The sequence below is a fragment of the Bradyrhizobium tropiciagri genome, assembly GCF_001189845.1.
Taxonomy (GTDB): Bacteria; Pseudomonadota; Alphaproteobacteria; order Rhizobiales; family Xanthobacteraceae; genus Bradyrhizobium; species Bradyrhizobium tropiciagri.
In genome coordinates, this window is the sequence record NZ_LFLZ01000001.1 from 259,905 (window position 1) to 276,056 (window position 16,152).

General features: G+C 58.0%; 13 protein-coding genes and 1 pseudogene. 8 read left to right on the top strand and 6 right to left on the bottom strand.

The genetic code is table 11. From position 1 onward, the window contains the following. Window positions 1–137 precede the first annotated feature (137 nt). Window positions 138–1,049, top strand: coding sequence for a catalase (locus AKN84_RS01240; RefSeq protein ID WP_050418956.1), 912 nt, complete (start codon window positions 138–140; stop codon window positions 1,047–1,049). On the opposite strand, the gene AKN84_RS01245 is transcribed toward AKN84_RS01240, so the two are convergent. Then, a complete protein-coding gene (locus AKN84_RS01245; RefSeq protein WP_050418957.1) occupies window positions 1,032–3,200 on the bottom strand; it encodes a cytochrome P450 in 2,169 nt (722 codons plus the stop codon). The two genes, AKN84_RS01240 and AKN84_RS01245, sit on opposite strands and share 18 nt — an antisense overlap. 105 nt (window positions 3,201–3,305) lie before the next feature. Between AKN84_RS01245 and AKN84_RS01250 the strand changes: the two genes are divergently transcribed. Then, window positions 3,306–4,124 (top strand): helix-turn-helix transcriptional regulator, encoded by an 819-nt coding sequence (locus AKN84_RS01250; RefSeq protein ID WP_050418958.1) that lies wholly within the window; start codon window positions 3,306–3,308, stop codon window positions 4,122–4,124. A gap of 96 nt (window positions 4,125–4,220) precedes the next feature. Here the strand turns inward: AKN84_RS01250 and AKN84_RS01255 are convergent, their stop codons facing one another. From AKN84_RS01255 to AKN84_RS01275, 4 genes are all read right to left on the bottom strand, one after another. After that, entirely contained in the window at window positions 4,221–5,432 is a 1,212-nt protein-coding gene (locus tag AKN84_RS01255; RefSeq protein WP_050418959.1) for an FAD-dependent monooxygenase, read from the bottom strand. Further along, window positions 5,429–6,832, bottom strand: coding sequence for an MFS transporter (locus tag AKN84_RS01260; RefSeq protein WP_050418960.1), 1,404 nt, complete (start codon window positions 6,830–6,832; stop codon window positions 5,429–5,431). Before AKN84_RS01260 ends, AKN84_RS01255 begins: the two co-directional genes overlap by 4 nt. A gap of 89 nt (window positions 6,833–6,921) precedes the next feature. After that, window positions 6,922–8,175, bottom strand: a complete 1,254-nt coding sequence (locus AKN84_RS01265; protein WP_050418961.1) for an amidohydrolase family protein — start codon at window positions 8,173–8,175, stop codon at window positions 6,922–6,924. 283 nt (window positions 8,176–8,458) lie between these two features. Next, window positions 8,459–8,857, bottom strand: coding sequence for a Rieske (2Fe-2S) protein (locus AKN84_RS01275; protein WP_050418963.1), 399 nt, complete (start codon window positions 8,855–8,857; stop codon window positions 8,459–8,461). 131 nt (window positions 8,858–8,988) lie between these two features. Between AKN84_RS01275 and AKN84_RS01280 the strand changes: the two genes are divergently transcribed. From AKN84_RS01280 to AKN84_RS44395, 3 genes and pseudogenes are all read left to right on the top strand, one after another. Then, the gene (locus tag AKN84_RS01280; protein WP_050418964.1) at window positions 8,989–9,909 is read left to right on the top strand and encodes a LysR family transcriptional regulator; all 921 of its coding nucleotides are present in this window, start codon (window positions 8,989–8,991) and stop codon (window positions 9,907–9,909) included. A 288-nt stretch (window positions 9,910–10,197) separates the two neighbouring features. Next, window positions 10,198–10,608, top strand: a complete 411-nt coding sequence (locus tag AKN84_RS01285; protein ID WP_244484873.1) for a cupin domain-containing protein — start codon at window positions 10,198–10,200, stop codon at window positions 10,606–10,608. A gap of 238 nt (window positions 10,609–10,846) precedes the next feature. Then, a pseudogene (locus AKN84_RS44395) lies at window positions 10,847–11,164 on the top strand (cupin domain-containing protein); the annotation flags it as partial. A gap of 82 nt (window positions 11,165–11,246) precedes the next feature. Here AKN84_RS44395 and AKN84_RS01290 read toward each other — a convergent pair. Further along, a complete protein-coding gene (locus AKN84_RS01290; RefSeq protein ID WP_050418965.1) occupies window positions 11,247–11,933 on the bottom strand; it encodes a GntR family transcriptional regulator in 687 nt (228 codons plus the stop codon). Between the two features lie 199 nt (window positions 11,934–12,132). Here AKN84_RS01290 and AKN84_RS01295 point away from each other — a divergent pair, with 199 nt between their 5' ends. From AKN84_RS01295 to AKN84_RS01305, 3 genes are all read left to right on the top strand, one after another. Continuing rightward, window positions 12,133–13,032, top strand: coding sequence for a glyoxalase/bleomycin resistance/extradiol dioxygenase family protein (locus AKN84_RS01295; RefSeq protein WP_050418966.1), 900 nt, complete (start codon window positions 12,133–12,135; stop codon window positions 13,030–13,032). A 64-nt stretch (window positions 13,033–13,096) separates the two neighbouring features. Further along, a complete protein-coding gene (locus AKN84_RS01300) occupies window positions 13,097–13,963 on the top strand; it encodes a fumarylacetoacetate hydrolase family protein (RefSeq protein WP_050418967.1) in 867 nt (288 codons plus the stop codon). A gap of 156 nt (window positions 13,964–14,119) precedes the next feature. Then, window positions 14,120–15,892, top strand: coding sequence for an FAD-dependent monooxygenase (locus AKN84_RS01305; RefSeq protein ID WP_050418968.1), 1,773 nt, complete (start codon window positions 14,120–14,122; stop codon window positions 15,890–15,892). Window positions 15,893–16,152: the final 260 nt, after the last annotated feature.

Genomic DNA, 16,152 nt, shown 5'->3' on the forward strand with positions numbered 1-16,152 from the left:
GCAGCGGGTGCGTGATCCTTCCAGTATCGGGCGCCGATAGAGTCTTCGCCCAGGCCAAAATCTTTACCGATAGCGTCGTGAATCAAATGAGAGCGCTGTTGGACGGGATTGCGAATTGACAACGCAGTCCGCAGTGCATGGTTCGCAAATCGAACATTGACGCAATTCTTGACGCGCTACAGGCTGCATCTGCAGGCATCCGCGAGAAGCACAAGATTGTTTCCGTCGCGCGATGTGTGCGCGGAGTCTATCTTCCGTCGGATCATGCGGCTGAAGTAACCGGTTCATTGAGCTTCACCAGGCCATCCCGCGTATTCGCGCGGTTTGCCGTGGGTGGTTTGATCCTGGATCAGGAAGCTGGAGCGCTTGCGCTGCGAAGCGTAGCTCTCAGACTGGGCGAAGACGAACGTCGATCGGATATCCTGGTCGAGAATGCGCCGATGTATTTCGCGACAACCATGGATCAAATGCTGGCGTTCGTTCAGGCGCGCGTCCCCGGACCGGATGGCCGCCCCGACATGGAGCGGATCAAGACATTCTCTGAAAGAAATCCGGAGACTTGCTATCGTTCAAACTATCTGACGGCACACGCTCATTGCTCCAGCAGTCTCGCTAAAACGACTTACTGGGGAGTCCACGCGTTTCCCGCAGCGAGTTCCTCGGGAGAAATTCGGTTCATCAAACTAAAGATTGTTCCGGTTGGAGCTGAATCGTCTCTCCGTAAGACGGTCGAAGAACCAGCTGCCTTGATCGAGGAGCTTGAGCGCCACATCAAAGGGCGCGATGTTCGATTTAGTGTGGTGGCCTTGTTGGGTGGTCCAGGAGATGACACGACTGATGTAACAGCTCGCTGGGAGAATGAAGACCTGCGTAACGAGATGAGGTTAGGGACAATAGTGGTGACGGGCGCTGAGCCCAAAGAGGTATGCGAAAAGTCCATGTCGGGGCTGGCGCGTCTTGCCGAGGGAATCGGGTACCCACTGGACGGAATGTTTCAAGCGCGCTGGGCGGCGTATAGGTTTTGGCACGGGCTAGACATCGAGACTTAAGATACGAGACTGCGACCTTGAGCAGCACACCGCGATCAATTCGTTCGAGGCCTTCTCGGCGTCCGTCAGAATCATGTCCCGATGGTCCGGGCGGCCGTCGAGCACCTTTGTGAGACAGGTGCCGCACACGCCGGTTTGGCAAGCGGTTTCAACACTTACCCCGGCCCTCTGAAGCGCCGTGAGGATCGTATCATTCGGGCCGACTTCAACGGCCAGACCTGAGCGTTTTGCAATGACCGTGAACGGCGTTCCGGATGCATCGATCTCAGCTCCAAAATGCTCTTGATGAAACCGTTCAGCGGGTACGCCACTCCGGTGAGCAGCCTCCTCGACGAAGGCCATGTAGCCCCGCGGTCCGCAAACGTAGACGTGACAGTCGGGGCTTGCGTTGCGCAAGATCGCCTCAGGATCCAGCGATCCTCGGCCCTGTTGGTCGCCAAGGTGAAGCACGATCTCGTCGCGGAACGGAAGTGCGTCAAGTGTCTCCGAAAACGGAAGCCGCGCTCGTGATCGCGCAGAAATATGCCAAGCAAAAGCACGTCCCAGTTCGTGCAGGCGCCAGGCCATTGCCAGCAGCGGGGTCATACCGATCCCCCCGGAGAACAGGAAGCTCTCCCTGGCGGACTCTACCAGCCGAAAGCGGTTTCGTGGCGCACCTATTCGAATTTTTGAGCCGGGCTGGAACTTACGGTGCAATTCCGTCGAGCCGCCACGCGAGTTCATCTCCTTCTGGACGGCGATGCGGTACGTCGAACCGAAGGGACCGGTCAGCGAGTATTGGCGGACGAGGCCAGGGCGGATGTGAACGTCTATGTGAGCGCCGGGCGTCCATTGAGGAAGACTTTCGGATTCGTCGGATCCGATCGTCAGGCAGATGATGTCCTGGGCAACTTCCTGACGTTCGAGGACAGTCGCTTCGAGGATAGCTGCGCTCTCGTCAGAACCTGCTTGCCGCGCTTTTTCGAGCGGAGCCGGTCTGGTACACCGCTCGAACCTCGCGGGAAGAGCCGCAAACGCGTAGATGGTGTTGTTCAGGGCGACTCTTGGTTCGCCGACCTCAATCCGCTCAATTCGTGGAAGCATCGCCTTTAGCAGCGCAGTCATTTCCAGTTGCGCCAGGTGCATGCCAACACACATGTGAATGCCCCTGCCAAACCCCAGATGCCCCCTGGTATGGCGCCTGACAGAAAACGCATCCGGGTTCTCGAACATCCGCTCGTCGCGGTTCGCCGACGCGTAAAGCACCATAACGCGACTACCTTGCTCGATCGCATGACCGCCATATTGGACGTGGCGAGTAGCATGCCGCGTGAACGAACGAATTGGCGATCCAAGCCGCACCGCTTCGTTTACCGCGTTGCCGATCAATGTCGGGTCGTTCCGCAGCATCTCCCACTCGCCAGGGTTCCTGGCGAGTTGCCAGATGAGCTGTCCGGTAGCGGAAATCGTCGTGTCCAGACTGGGATTGATATAGTCGCGGATACAAAAGGGTGCGAGCTCGGCCGCTAATGCGCCCTCGTCGACAAGCGTGTGTATCCTGTGCGTCCAGCTTCCTTGCTTGAGATCTTCACGTTTGGCGTATTTGCTGATGAAATCGCGCTGCTCGAGGAAAGTACGCAACGCAGCCTGACCGCGTTGGTTCTGGATCCCGAGAAGGTCGAAGGCTGCCGCGCCCCAGCGGAGCATGTTCTCCTTGCCGAAGTCGGGCAAGCCGACCAGGTCGCGTACGACGGTGAGGGGCAGATGGGATGCGAGGTCAGCCATGACATCGAAGCTTCCCCGCTCGATAAGCCTTTCGATGAGATCTTCGGCTAGCGCCTCTACAAGAGGCTCAACGTCCTTCAGCGCACCTGGTAGAAGCGGAGCGGCCATTGCCGCGCGAATAGCTTTGTGGCGCTCACCGTCGGAAGCGATCGAATTGCCCCGCATCAGGTCGCACGCCGTCTTGTCCGCGGCCACTCCTTGTCCGCTGGAGAATGTCTTGGGATCCCTGAGGCAAGCCGCGACCTCGTGATAGCGTGGAAGGGCGTAGTTTCCATGCCGCGGCAGCCAGATCAGCGGCCCCAGCGCCCGCATCGCAGCATAGTGATGCCACGGGTCCAGAATGAATTCGTCGGAGTAGAAGTCCACATCATAACTGAGCGCGGGCATTGGTGTTGTTTCTCCGGACAGGCCGACCGTCAACGCAGGCCGAAGGCAGAGGCTCGGCCGCTAACCTGACTGGAATACGTCGCCGATCGGACCTAGTCTGTCCTCATGATTGATGACAGACCATCAAGCGAGCCGGAACAGGAAGCGCTGGCCAACGTGATCCTCGCGCTTGGCAAGCCATCGTTCTACCGGGCGCTGCTGCGCTATGCCAAAGTCGTTTGCGGCTTCGAGCATCTGAGCGTCTTTGGGTTCACACCTACGTTGATGCCGCGCATCGAAGTCCTGGAAGGCCTTGAGGATGCCAGCATCACGAGCCTGTCGGCCCAATCGTACATGGGCTTTGGATATCATAATGCTGATCCGGCGCTGGCGCGGATACGCCAGCTGAGCCTCAATCCCGGTGCTCCAGCGGTGCTGGCGTTGTGGGCTCGCGATATATCGGACGCCGCATATCGCCGCGATATCTACGAGAGGTTTGAGCTTGATGGTCGTATTTCCGTCCTGGGGAGGGCAGGCCAGCACTGGCGGTCCGTAAATTTCTATAAACACAGTCGGAAAGGCGGCCTCACTCACTCCGATGTAGCCGCAATTTCGAAGCGGGCCTTCACCTTGTTCGCCGCGGAAGTGCGGCACCTTGAGTTAGCGGGAGAGACGAGTGGTTTAGCGGAGGGCAAGCCACCTGTTACCTTCTTTCAGGGATTACTGGTTGAGATTGCCCCGACGCTTAGTCATCGGGAAGCAGAAGTATGCGCACATGCTCTCCAGGGAAAGACGGGGGAGGGCACCGCGCTCGAACTCGAGATTACAGATGCGACGGTGGCGACCCTCAAGCGACGAGCCTACGCAAAGCTTAATATCACGAACCTCAACGAACTTTTCGCGATCTGCCTGGCTGCCGCGGCGCGGCGATCTCGTCGGCTGTAGGGTACCGGAAGATCTCTGCGCCGAACCTGCGGATCGGCAACCAACCTGCTTTGGCCGGCACAGAGTTGTTCAAGCGAATGGCCGTTCGTGTCTGCATCAAATCGAGAGCTGGTAGGGTTGACCAATCGGAGCGGACGTTGCGTCATACTCAAAAAGCCAATCATACCGCCGGCGTACCTTTTCCGGTGCCCATTCTCTCTCGACATAGCGAACTGATTCTATGGGGTCCGAAAGAATGGGGTTATGAAATCGCTTGGCATTGGCCGCAGATCCATCCACGATTGCCCGCGCTCGATCCACCCTCATTCGTTCATAGTTGAGCAATGCAGTGGGAAGTGACGCCTCAGAGCTAATGCATCGAGCAAGGCAAAGCCCGTCCTCGAGCGCCATGATTGCTCCGTGCGCCAGGAATGGCAATGTTGGATGGCAAGCGTCGCCCAGGAGCGTTACGCGGTGATCTGTCCAACGCATAAGCGCCTCACGGCCAATGAGAGCCCACTTGTACGGAGTTTCGACGTTGCGGATGATCTCGTGAATGAGATTGTTCCAGCCATGGAAGTCCGCGGAAAATTCCTCTTTTGTGCCGGCCGTAGACCAGGACTCGACTAGCCAGTCCGACCGCTCGCAAAAGGCAGCTATATTGAGCAGTTCGCCGCGCCGCACCGGATATGTGACGATATGTCCGCCTGGACCAACCCAATTCGTTCCGACCGGCCGCCGAAGATCAACCGGTAGCCGGTCAACTTCAACCAATCCTCGCCACGCCACTATCCCAACGTACTTAGGTTCGGAAGCGCCAAACAACTGATTGCGGAAGCGCGAATGCACGCCGTCGGCGCCGACCAATGCATCTCCCGCAATTGCCCGCCCGTCGGAAAGCGACAACGTTACCTCATGCTCGCCCTGAGAGAAGCCTTCGCAAACCACGCCCGCTTCTATTGTTCCTCCAGCTTCGAGGACAGCCTCGCGCAGGACGCGATGCAGGTCTCCGCGATGAACAAACCAGTAGGGAGCACCAAAACGGTCCATCGAGTCTTGGCCAAGGTCGAAGAGCTTCCAACTTTGCCCGGTATCCCAGAGGCGTACTTCCTTCCACGCTGCCGGGCAGACGACAGCCTCCATCGCGTTCTCAAGACCAAGTTCGATCAGGATACGTGTTCCGTCGGCCGCCAGCTGCAATCCAGCACCGATGTCACCAAGGACCGCAGCTTGCTCGAATAACCTGACGGAGACGCCCTTGCGCAGAAGAGCCAGGCCGGCAGTCAGTCCTCCGATGCCTGCCCCCGCGATCAGTACCTCAAGGCTCATCTTATCGATCCTCTCGCTGACTCGCGTTCGACGAGTCTGGCGGGTTCATTGCCTGACCAATTGGTGGACCTGAGGGGCCGCCCCGCTGGAATGCAATAGAGTATGGTCAGGGCCAGTCCCGCTCCGAGTTCACCCAGGGCAATCACCAGGAACGTCTGTGAGATCGGAAGCTGCATGTTCAGCAGCAAGCCCGCGCCCAAAGATCCCGACAGAACTCCGCCAAGCCGGACAAATCCAAGCGACCAGCCTAACCCGGTGGCGCGCAGGGCATTTGGGTAGATGCTCGCGCCGGCGAGCGTGTTAACCACATGCTGGTTACCGATAACGAGCACTCCAATGGTGAAGGCCGCGCCCGCAATTACCGCGATTGAGTGAGTAGCCATTCCGGCCAATGCCACGACCACAAATGCTGCAAATGTCGTCGCTACGAGCATTCGTGGCCCGACCCGATCGATCAGATAGCCGAGGGAAAGCCCGCCAACCAATCCGCCAAACTGGTAGATCGCCGTGATCGCGCTTCCTTCTGCAACGGTGTACCCGGATTGCGTCACGAGGGTAGGAAGCCAGTTGATGAGGAAATACAGGCTTGAGCCGTAGAGAAAGAACGTCGTCCAGAGAAGGAGAGTGAGTGGAGCTCTACCGTCCGAAAACAGCTCGCTTACCGGAAACGCACTGCCGCCTGGAATGAATTTCAGTGAAGAAATATCCAAGGCGCTTCGCGATGACAGCTTTGCAGCGATCCGGGACAATGCCGACGTGTCTGAGCCAGCCATGAGATGGCGCGGCGATTCGGGAAGCGCAAGTAGCAGGACGACAAAGGCGCCCAGAGGCATGATGCCGCCGATCCAGAACATCGACCTCCACCCCAGCGTCTGGATTGCGAGGCTGGAGATTGCGCCACATATTGTAGTACCAAGCGAGAAGCTGCAGCTGAGTAAGACGACAAGGCGTGTCCGGAGCCGCCTCGGGATGAATTCAGATGTCAATGCGATCATCGCCGGCATCGCGGCTCCCATGCTTGTTCCTGCTACGAAGCGTGAGAGCAACAATTCCGGCGCGGAATGCAACAGGAGAATGGCGAGCGTGCTTAGGCCAAACACGAGTACGCAACATTGAATGAAAGTCTTCCGACTAAACGCATCGGCGAATGGTGCACACAATGCGGCTCCAATCATGAGGCCTGCCAGATTAGCGGCAAACACGGGACCAAAATCGGCAGATGTCAGTTGCCATTCGGAGGTAATTGCCGGAGCGACAAAGCTCATCATTTGCGCGTCAAATCCGTCGCAAAAGAGAACCATCGCGCCCAAAGCAAGTAGTCCAATCTGGTACCGGCCGACAGTATCGACGTTGAGTTGATCAACGAAGCTGTCCGGGTCCGAAATCATGCTGCCGCCCATATATCCGCCCCCCAAAGTTTATGGTGTTTTCCGAGACGTTTGCTCCCGGTGTATGTCGCGTGGCCGTGGCCAATTGTTCTAAACTGGGTCTAAGAGCCGTTCTCCGAACGCGCCGGCTTTAGCTTGAATAGCTGCGCGGCGTTCTCGCCAAGGATGTTTCGTCTCGCGCGCTCAGAGAGGAAAGGCAGTGACGCGATCCGAGCCGGCGGATCGAAATCCCAATGCGGCCAGTCGGAGGAATACAAGAGTTGCGTGTCGGCGTTGATCGCGCGGAAGGTCGCTTCCAACAGTTCCATGTTGGTCGCTTCCAGCGGCTGCGACGTGTAGAACATTTCTTTGATGTAGTCGCTCGGAAGACGCTTCAAGAGTGGCGCGTCGGACTGCCGTAACAGCCATTCGTGATCCAGGCGCTGCATCATAAAGGGTAACCAGGCGAGGCCGCTTTCAATCCAGATGACCTTGAGTTTTGGAAATCGCTCCGGAAGGCCGTTCATCACCCAATTTGTAAGATGGATCATATTGCAGGTGACGAACGACAAGGCGTGTACGGAGACAAATCGATTGACCGCGCGCTCCATCATGTAGTCCGGGCCGGCATGAAACCCCAGTGGCAATCCGCGCTCCTCCAGCTCGGCGTAAAGTCTCATGTAACCGCGGCTGGAGACTTGAGTCTGACGCTGGCTCGTCACCAGGAACCCGACGACGCCGGGAGCGTCCGCAAACTCGAGAACTGTGCGGAGGCTCGCTTCGGGGTCCCGGAACGGCAGCGCCAGCATCGACTTGATGCGCGAGTCCCTTGATAAGACGCGCGACACAAACCAACGATTATAGGCGGTGACGAGTTGGGTCTCGGCTTGCGCTGATGGATGCATGCCGATACCGAGCATCGGCTGGGGGAAAACGACCTGAACGTCTATCTTCATAGCTTGCATGGCGCGCCGCACCAGCGTCAGATCCCGATGCTCTCCCTCAAGGATCGGGACGTGCTCCGCGAGTTGGGCCTGGTGTGGTATTCGCCCGCCGGCATCCTGCATGGTGAGGCCGGGAGCATGAGAGCTCATGGCCAGGTTCGCGGCATACGGCCAATTCTTCGCTATCGCTTGTGCATTGTATCTTATGACGGGATCTTCGATGTGCGTTAGAATCTCCGCCCAAGAGTCGAGCTCGACGTGATGGGCATCCACATCGACGATGAAGTACTTATCCAATCCGAGACGCGCGATGTCCTTACTGGCATTGGCGAGTATCTCGCGGGTGTCAGTATGGATTGTTATTTCTTGCACGTCGTGGCGGCGTGCAAAACGCGTGGTCGGCGTTTCGATATGAGTATCTGCGTCAGACATCTACGATCGGCTCCTCGCTTCTAATGTCTGCTCGGCGCATCCGAACCAAAGAGTAAGGTCAAACGGATTGAGGTTCTGGCCGCGGAGCAGCGCACAAACCAGGATGACGACGTCCGTGGCGCTGACGGAACAATCAGATAGCGGGATCTCGACTTCCGCGCGCGATGCGGCAACGGAGTACATAAGCGTAGTGGCAGCGACCAATTGGCCGAGCTCATCCCGCGGCACGTCGGCGGTGCCGGCGGCGATCGAACGCAGCTCGGTGCTGATTTCGCGCAGTCTACTAGCGGTTCGATGTACGCAAGGTGAGGTAGATTCGGCCATCATATTCCTCTACCGGAACTGTGCGGAGCTTCATGCTGGAGTGTCCGGCGTGTCGACCAGTGCGGATTGAGAATTCTGCACCGTGCCATGGGCAAACAATGTGCGGCTCGCGATCATCGAAGCAACTTCCGATGATCGCCTTGCTCGCATCGATAATTTCCACGACACGTGAAACGATCAGTCCCTGGCAAACCGGGCCTCGCATGTGAGCGCAGCGGTTTTCGTATGCATGCAACTCGCCATCGATCCGAAAGATGCCAACGATCAAACCGTCCGCGTCGACGACCAATCGGCCTCGCTCCGGAACGTCAGAACTTGCACCCGCGTCCCAGCGGCTCGCGTGAATCTCGCTTTTCATCTGTTTCCGTCTAACGGTGAAGACGCTTGCGTTGAGATCACCTGCTCATTCTGAACTATGCGGCCAGCCGTGATATTCGTAAAATGAAAAGATCATATGCAGAGAATTAGTAAGACGAATATGAGGGGGCTATGGAAAGTCTTCGGTTTGATCTCCGCTTGCTTCTCGAACTAGAGGCCATTCATCGCTTTGGTAGCTTGACGGCGGCGGGCGACGCTCTCGGATTGAGTCAGCCTGCGCTTAGCCATGCCCTGGCCCGGATGAGGACCGCTTTTGGGGATGACCTTTTTGTGCGAACGTCGCGCGGACTTTTACCAACTCCGCGTGCGGACGAACTGGCCACTCAGGCTCGCAAGATAATCGCGTTTGTTCGCAGCGAACTGGTGTCTGCGCCATTCGAGCCAGCGTCTCTTGAGCGTACGTTCAAGCTGGGCATGTCGGACGTGGCTCAGATGGTGTTTCTTCCAAAGCTGGTGAGTTGCGTCCGAAAGATCGCGCCTGGCTCGCGCTTCCAGGTGATGTCGCTCGAATCCCGGGAAATGGCCGAAGCCCTTGAAGCCGGGCTGGTGGATCTCGCCATCGGCCGGTTCCCGAAGCTGAAGGGAGCGTCCTTGAAGAGGGAGGAATTGTTTAGACGAGGGTATCTGTGTTTGGTGTCGGCGCGCCACCCAAGGATCCGTGGCCAAAAGGTGACGATGGATCAGTATCAACAGCTGCCGCACATGATCGTTTCGTCACCGGGACGGGCCGACGAGATCTTTGATCGGCTTCTTAGATCTCGGGGAGTGAAGCGAAATGTTGTCCTGGAAGTCCCTCACGCGCTCTGTATCCCCGGGATAATATCCGGGTCAGACCTCATCGTCACCGTGCCGCATTCGGTGGCACTTAGTCTCGCCTCGCATGCGGGGATCCGGTTGGTCAAACCACCAATCGATACGACGCCATTTGGCGTTTCTCAGCATTGGAGTTCCCGATACGAAAACGATCCAGCGAACAACTGGCTACGCACGATCGTTAGCGGTCTGTTTCGCGAAGGAATCCCGACAGCCTAGGAAGCGTGTGGCCCAGTGTTCTGGCGCCCAGCTACGTCTTGGCAAGTCCAGAAGCCGTGATGGCGGGTACTGCCACCATGGCGACAAATGCTTGAGCGTGAGGACTAAGGGTATCTCCTTGGTCCAGTCAAATTGGTGAGTTTTTGGTGCTGATGTATTCGGCCTTCGATCTGTAGAATTTCGGTTCAAGCTGGAGGTGCGGGCGCACGGAGCGGACATCGCCGAAGGGCGCTATCGTCGCATCAATCCGAGCCGGCGCAAATCTAGAACGCGAAAGGATTGGGTCAAATGAGCAGGTCGAACATGCTGCGCCTTTTTGGGGGGCTGATGCTGGCTGCCGGAGTTGCGGTCGCTCGACCGGCCGTTGCCGCGGAGACGAAGGTGACGCCCCTGATGTCCAAGGAATTGGTGGGGCTGCCAGGCAAGGAAGGTGTGATGTTGATGGTCGAGTATCCACCAGGCGCCGCTGATCCGGTTCACCGTCACAACGCCTCTGCCTTCATCTATGTTCTTGAAGGTGCTGTCGTAATGCAAGTCCGAGGCGACAAAGAGGTCACCTTGACCAAGGGACAGACTTTCTTTGAAGGTCCGGAGGATGTCCATACGATCGGACGAAATGCAAGCAAGACAGAACCGGCAAAATTCCTTGTGGTCTTCGTTAAGGATAAGGGAGCGCCAGTAGTCGTACCGGCACAGTGAGGGTGTTGGGGCGCAACGCGTCGGCGGAAGTCGATAGGGGAAGACTGTGGTAACACTTGAGTTCGATAGGTTCCAAACCTCTGCTGGCCGGATGCCGCAACTCCTTATGGCTGCGGCGCTTGGTCTTGCATGCTCCGGGCTGATTGCAAACGTCGTGCCGTCACGAATGGATTCCTTCACCGCCTCCGCTTTGTCGCTGTGCAGTGTGTCCGGGGAAAGCGGAGTTGCGGCCCCCCGTGTCGAAATCATAGCCTCTCACGCGCTTTCGAATGCGCCCGGGCAACGCGTTACGGTGGTACGAGTATCATATGCTCCAGGGCAGTTCTCCGCGCCACATCGGCACGCCGGATCCGTAACAGCCTATATTACCAAGGGTGAAGTTCGATCGCAGCTGGGTGGTGGACCGCTGGAAACATTCAAGGCCGGAGAGTCGTTTTTTGAACCACCCGGGTCGACGCACCTGGTCTCGGCAAATGCAAGCGCAACCGAACCGGCCGAATTGATTGCGGTGTTCGTTGCCGAGGAGGGAGCGCAGCTTACGACCTATCTGGACTGAACGATGTGCCGTTCTCGATACCGCGGAAGCAAAGCGTTGAAGTAGCGTCCTTCGGCTAGCCGAAACGCATTCCTCATTGGACTCACGCGTCAAGCTCCTCACGAGCGGCGTCCTCGGCCAGGAATCCACCAGACAGGATGATGTTGAGGGTCGTCTCAAGGTGACGCGCATATAGCTCGCACGCGAGTGCCGAGTTTCTGTTGAGAGCCGCCTCCATAATCGCCTTGTGTTCCGCGTCCACGTTGCGGCGTTCAAGGGTATAAGCGGCCGTCATCCGGCGATAGCGTTCCGCCTGCACGTGCATCATGTTTTTCAGTTTCAGCAGCCAATTGTTGTCACATGCCGAGATCAGGCTGTCATGAAATTCTTCATGAACGACCGTCCAGTGGAGATTGAAGGGCAGGTGGGGGGCGTCCGTCTCGATCGGGGTCTTCGAGAGCCGGTGGTAGGCTGATAGAACCCGGCCCTCCCAGTCGAGGTCGCCGCGATTAATCGCAAGTTCGAGGCAACGGCATTCAACGTAAATGCGTGCATTGGTCAGATCTCGCAGATCTTGCGCGGACACCGGTGCGACGATGAAGCCCTTCTGAGGTACGTTCTCAACTAGCCCGTCCGAAGTGAGGCGAGACAAAGCCTCTCGGACCGCGCCGACGCTGACATCGAGCGACTTGCTGATCGCATCGATGCGCAGTTGCGCCCCTGGCTTAAACACGCAGTTCAGCAAGTTCGTCTTGAGCAATTTGTAAGTCTCCGACGTCTTGCTCGTCATGGGTTCTTGTCCTCGCTTCAATCACCTTGGTGCCATGCAGGATACATCAAATCGCGCCCCAAAGATATTTTTGGTTGAAAAATCTATTTTGCAATGATAAATATATTTTTGGAAACGGCAACTGAACTGTTTTCGATCCTGCTCGTGCAGGACCGGACATGCGGCGGCTTCGGCGGCCGAGCCCAAAAAGAGGGAAGCCATGTTCAAGAAATTCGATCCGAAAGTGTTCGCGCTTGGATACGTTGCGCTCGAGACGGCGGACATCGGGAGGACAAAAAATCACTATCTCGAAACGATAGGGATGACTGAGACTGCCAAGGGAGACGACGGATCGGTCTTCCTGTCGATCGGTTACCAGCACCACGAAATCGTATTGCGCCCCGCCAGGCAAAAAGCGCTGCTGCACATCGGCTTCCACTTGAAGCCTGATATCGAAATTGCCGACTTCGCCGAGCAGGTGCGTAAATTTGGTCTCCCCGCGACGATCAAGACCGATAGCCAGCCTGGAGTAGCCAAACTGGTCGAAGTCGAGGGCCCGGCCGGGAACGTTTTTCAGTTCTACAACGCGATCGAAGCGCCCGCGTCGGGATTCAAAAGGACAGGGGCGGCGCCGCTGCGTCTCGGTCACGTCGCCGTCATTTCGAGAGAGTGCGACAAGCTGATGAGGTTCTACCAGGATTTCCTCGGTTTCTGGTACACCGACGACATCGAGGGCATTGCAACCTTCCTGACCTGCAATCGGGATCACCACGTAGTCAATCTGGTGAACGCGCCGGAATCTCGGGTTCATCACATCGCGTTCGAGCTCAGGGAGAGTGCTCAACACCCTGTCGCCGCCGACGCGTTACGCGCTGCCGGAGTCCAGGTGCTATGGGGGCCGTCGCGGCACACAGCCGGTCACAACCTGGCCGGTTATCATTACGATCCCGACAAACTCATGATCGAGCTTTACACCGACATGGACACGTTCGTCCCGGAATTGGGGATGCACGAGGCCCGGCCGTGGCACGAGCATTTTCCGATGAAGCCCCGGACCTGGAAGGTCAATGAACTGAGCTCCTGGGGGGCGGAATTTTCCTTCAACCTCGCTGCGGGCTGAGCGGCGACACGCGGCGCGGTGTTGTGCAGCGCCTCTTGCACTTAATCCTTTGAAAGGAAAGCAAGTGAGACTCGTGCGCTATTCCTCCGGAACGAGACCGGCTGCGAGCGGTATCGTCGTTGACGGTCGTGTCTATTCCCTGGCCGATCTGGTTCCCGGCGTTGCACAGGACACCCGCGACACAATCGCGGACTGGGATCGTGTGAAGGCAGTCATCGCACGGCTTGGTGACCTCGGCGGTGGCCAGCCCGTGACCGAAGTGAGGCTGCGTGCACCGATCGCGCGACCCGGCAAGATCCTGGCCCTCGGGCTCAATTATGCCGATCACATCGAGGAAGCGAAGGATGCTGGCGTTAAGGTTCCGACTGAGCAGGTCTGGTTCTGCAAGCAGCCGACCTCGGTAAACGACCCGAATGGCGACGTCGAGCGTCCGAAGATCTCTGACGCGCTCGATTACGAAGTCGAACTGGTGGCCGTAATCGGCAAGAAAGGCCGCCACATCAGCCGTGCAGATGCCTCGGCCCATGTCTTCGGTTACGCGGTAGGTAACGATTTCACCGTGAGGGACTGGCAGTGGAAGACACCGCAGTGGATGCTTGGCAAATCGTTCGATACGCATTGCCCTTTCGGACCGGCCATCGTGACGGCCGACGAAGTCCGGGATCCGCATGGGCTGAACCTGCGCAGCTTCGTCAATGGCGAGTTGCGTCAAAGCTCCAATACCCGACACTTTGTATTCAACGTCTGGGATCAGATCGCTGAACTGTCACAGGCGATGACGCTTGAGCCGGGCGATCTGATCTTTACCGGCACGCCAGGAGGTGTCGGCTTCGGCTTCAAGCCGCCGAGGCCACTCGTCCTCGACGATGTCGTGAGGTGCGAAATCGACGGGATCGGCATGATCGAAAATCGAATCGTCGCCGAGGCGTGAAGTTCTTGAGCCGCCGGGCGACGGCGGTGACCATCCCCGATACCAGGAGAGGCGACAAGTTGGCCTTCTGGAAAAGCCTTCGATCGTCGAGAACGACGCCCTCGATCGATACCCTCAATAAATCGCGCATCTTGCTTTATCCAGGGAGAGAACCCAATGACGCTTGAGACCTCCGTTCTCATTGTTGGTGGTGGCGGCGCCGGCCTGACGGCTTCGATGTTGTTGTCGACCTTGAATATTGACCACATTCTGGTGTCGGCCTTGCCGCATACGTCACGGCTGCCGAAGGCGCATGTGCTCAATCAGCGCTCGCTCGAAATTTTCGAGGAGATCGGCGTGGCCGAGCGCGTCCTTCAGCGCAGCACTCCGGCGGAGAACATGAAGGCGACGGCCTGGTATGCGGGAATTTCCGGCTCGCACGATGGCTACGGGCGGCGCCTTGGTCGGATCGAGGTTTGGGGGGGCGGCTATACCGATCCGGATTTCATTGCGGCGAGCCCTTTTCGTACGGCGAATCTGCCTCAGGTGCGTCTGGAGCCTTTGCTGAAGCAGCGGGCGGAGGAACTGAACCGCGACATCCGCTTTGGACACGAAGTGAAGAGTTACGAGCAAGATGCGGACGGCGTCACCGCGACGGTCCTGGTGCGGGAGACGGGAGAGACCTATTCGGTGCGAGCGAAGTATCTCCTGGGTTGCGACGGTGGACGGACCATCGGTAACGCCGCGGGACTCAAGCTGGAGGGACAAACCAATTTGATGCGAATGGTCTCCACCCATCTGACGTATGATTTTTCGAAATATCTTCAGGACGAAGACGTTCTTCTCCGCTGGCTCGTAAACCCCGATTTCGGAGGGTCTCTCGCCAGCGGTGTTCTCGTCCCTATGGGACCGGATCACTGGGGCACCAGGTCCGAGGAATGGGTATTCCACTTGCAGTTCGCATTCGACGACGAGGGCGCCTTCGATGACGCGAAGGTTCTCGATCGCATGCGCAAGGCATCCGGTATTCCCGACTTCGCGCCGAAAATCCACTATATCAGCCGATGGACGATGGAGGGCGTCCTCGCCGACAAGTTTCACTCGGGCCGCGTTTTCCTGGTGGGCGACGCCGCCCATCGCCATCCGCCGACGGGAGGACTGGGGTTGAACAGTGCGGTTCACGACGCCTACAATCTCTGCTGGAAGCTGGCGGCGGTGCTGCGAGGCAAGGCGGGCACCGGTCTGCTTGATACTTATGGCGCCGAGCGCCGTCCGGTGGACGGCGCCAACATTGAAGCCGCAGTCAACAGCGCGTTCAACCATTTCAGGATTGACCAGGCGCTCTCGATGTCTCCTGAGAAGACCCCCGAGCAGAATTGGGAAGAGGTTCGCCCGCTGTGGGAGGATCGCCCTGGCTCCGCCGCGAAGCGGCACGCTCTGAACTCGGCGATTGTGTCCCAGACGATGGAGTTTCGTCACCACAACGTGGAATTCGGCTATACTTACGCCTCCGATGCGGTAGTAGACGATGGAAGTCCCGCCTACGTGCCGTTGGACAACGTGAGGATCTACCAGCCGAGTACCAAGCCCGGACATCCTCTTCCGCATGCCTGGGTCGAACGGCAAGGGGAAAGGATCGCTCTCAACACGCTTGTTCACGGGGGGAAGTTCGTTTTGATCGCTGGCGAAGGCGGTCAGCCGTGGGTCGACGCGGCGCGGAAGCTCAAAGAGCAGCTAGGTGTAGATCTGGTGGCCGTTCGCGTCGGCATCCTCGACGGCGATTATGTCGACGCCCGCTGTGCTTGGACGAAGCAGCGTGAGTTCGGGCCGGAAGGGGCTGTGTTGGTGCGACCGGATCGCTATATCGGGTTTAGATCAGCCGGCAGTGTAAAAAATCACGAAGACGTTCTGGAGAGCGCTCTACGCCAAATTCTGCATACGGCCTCTTGATACGTGAATCTGCGCTGAACCAAGCCGCTTGAACCAACGACACTAAGTCGAGGGCTTCGCGATGTAGCGCCTCGCTACCATCAGGCCCACTGTTGTGGTGGGCCTGCGGAAACACCTCCCCGCCGATTAGGCCGGCGAGCGTACCTTTTACCTCGACCTTGAACCCTTCCTATCTTCCTATGGTCCCCGGTCCCGATGCTTTTGCTGCCTGCTCAAAAGGCAAAAGCCTGGAAGATCGACTGCCACAAGGTCGTCGGCAC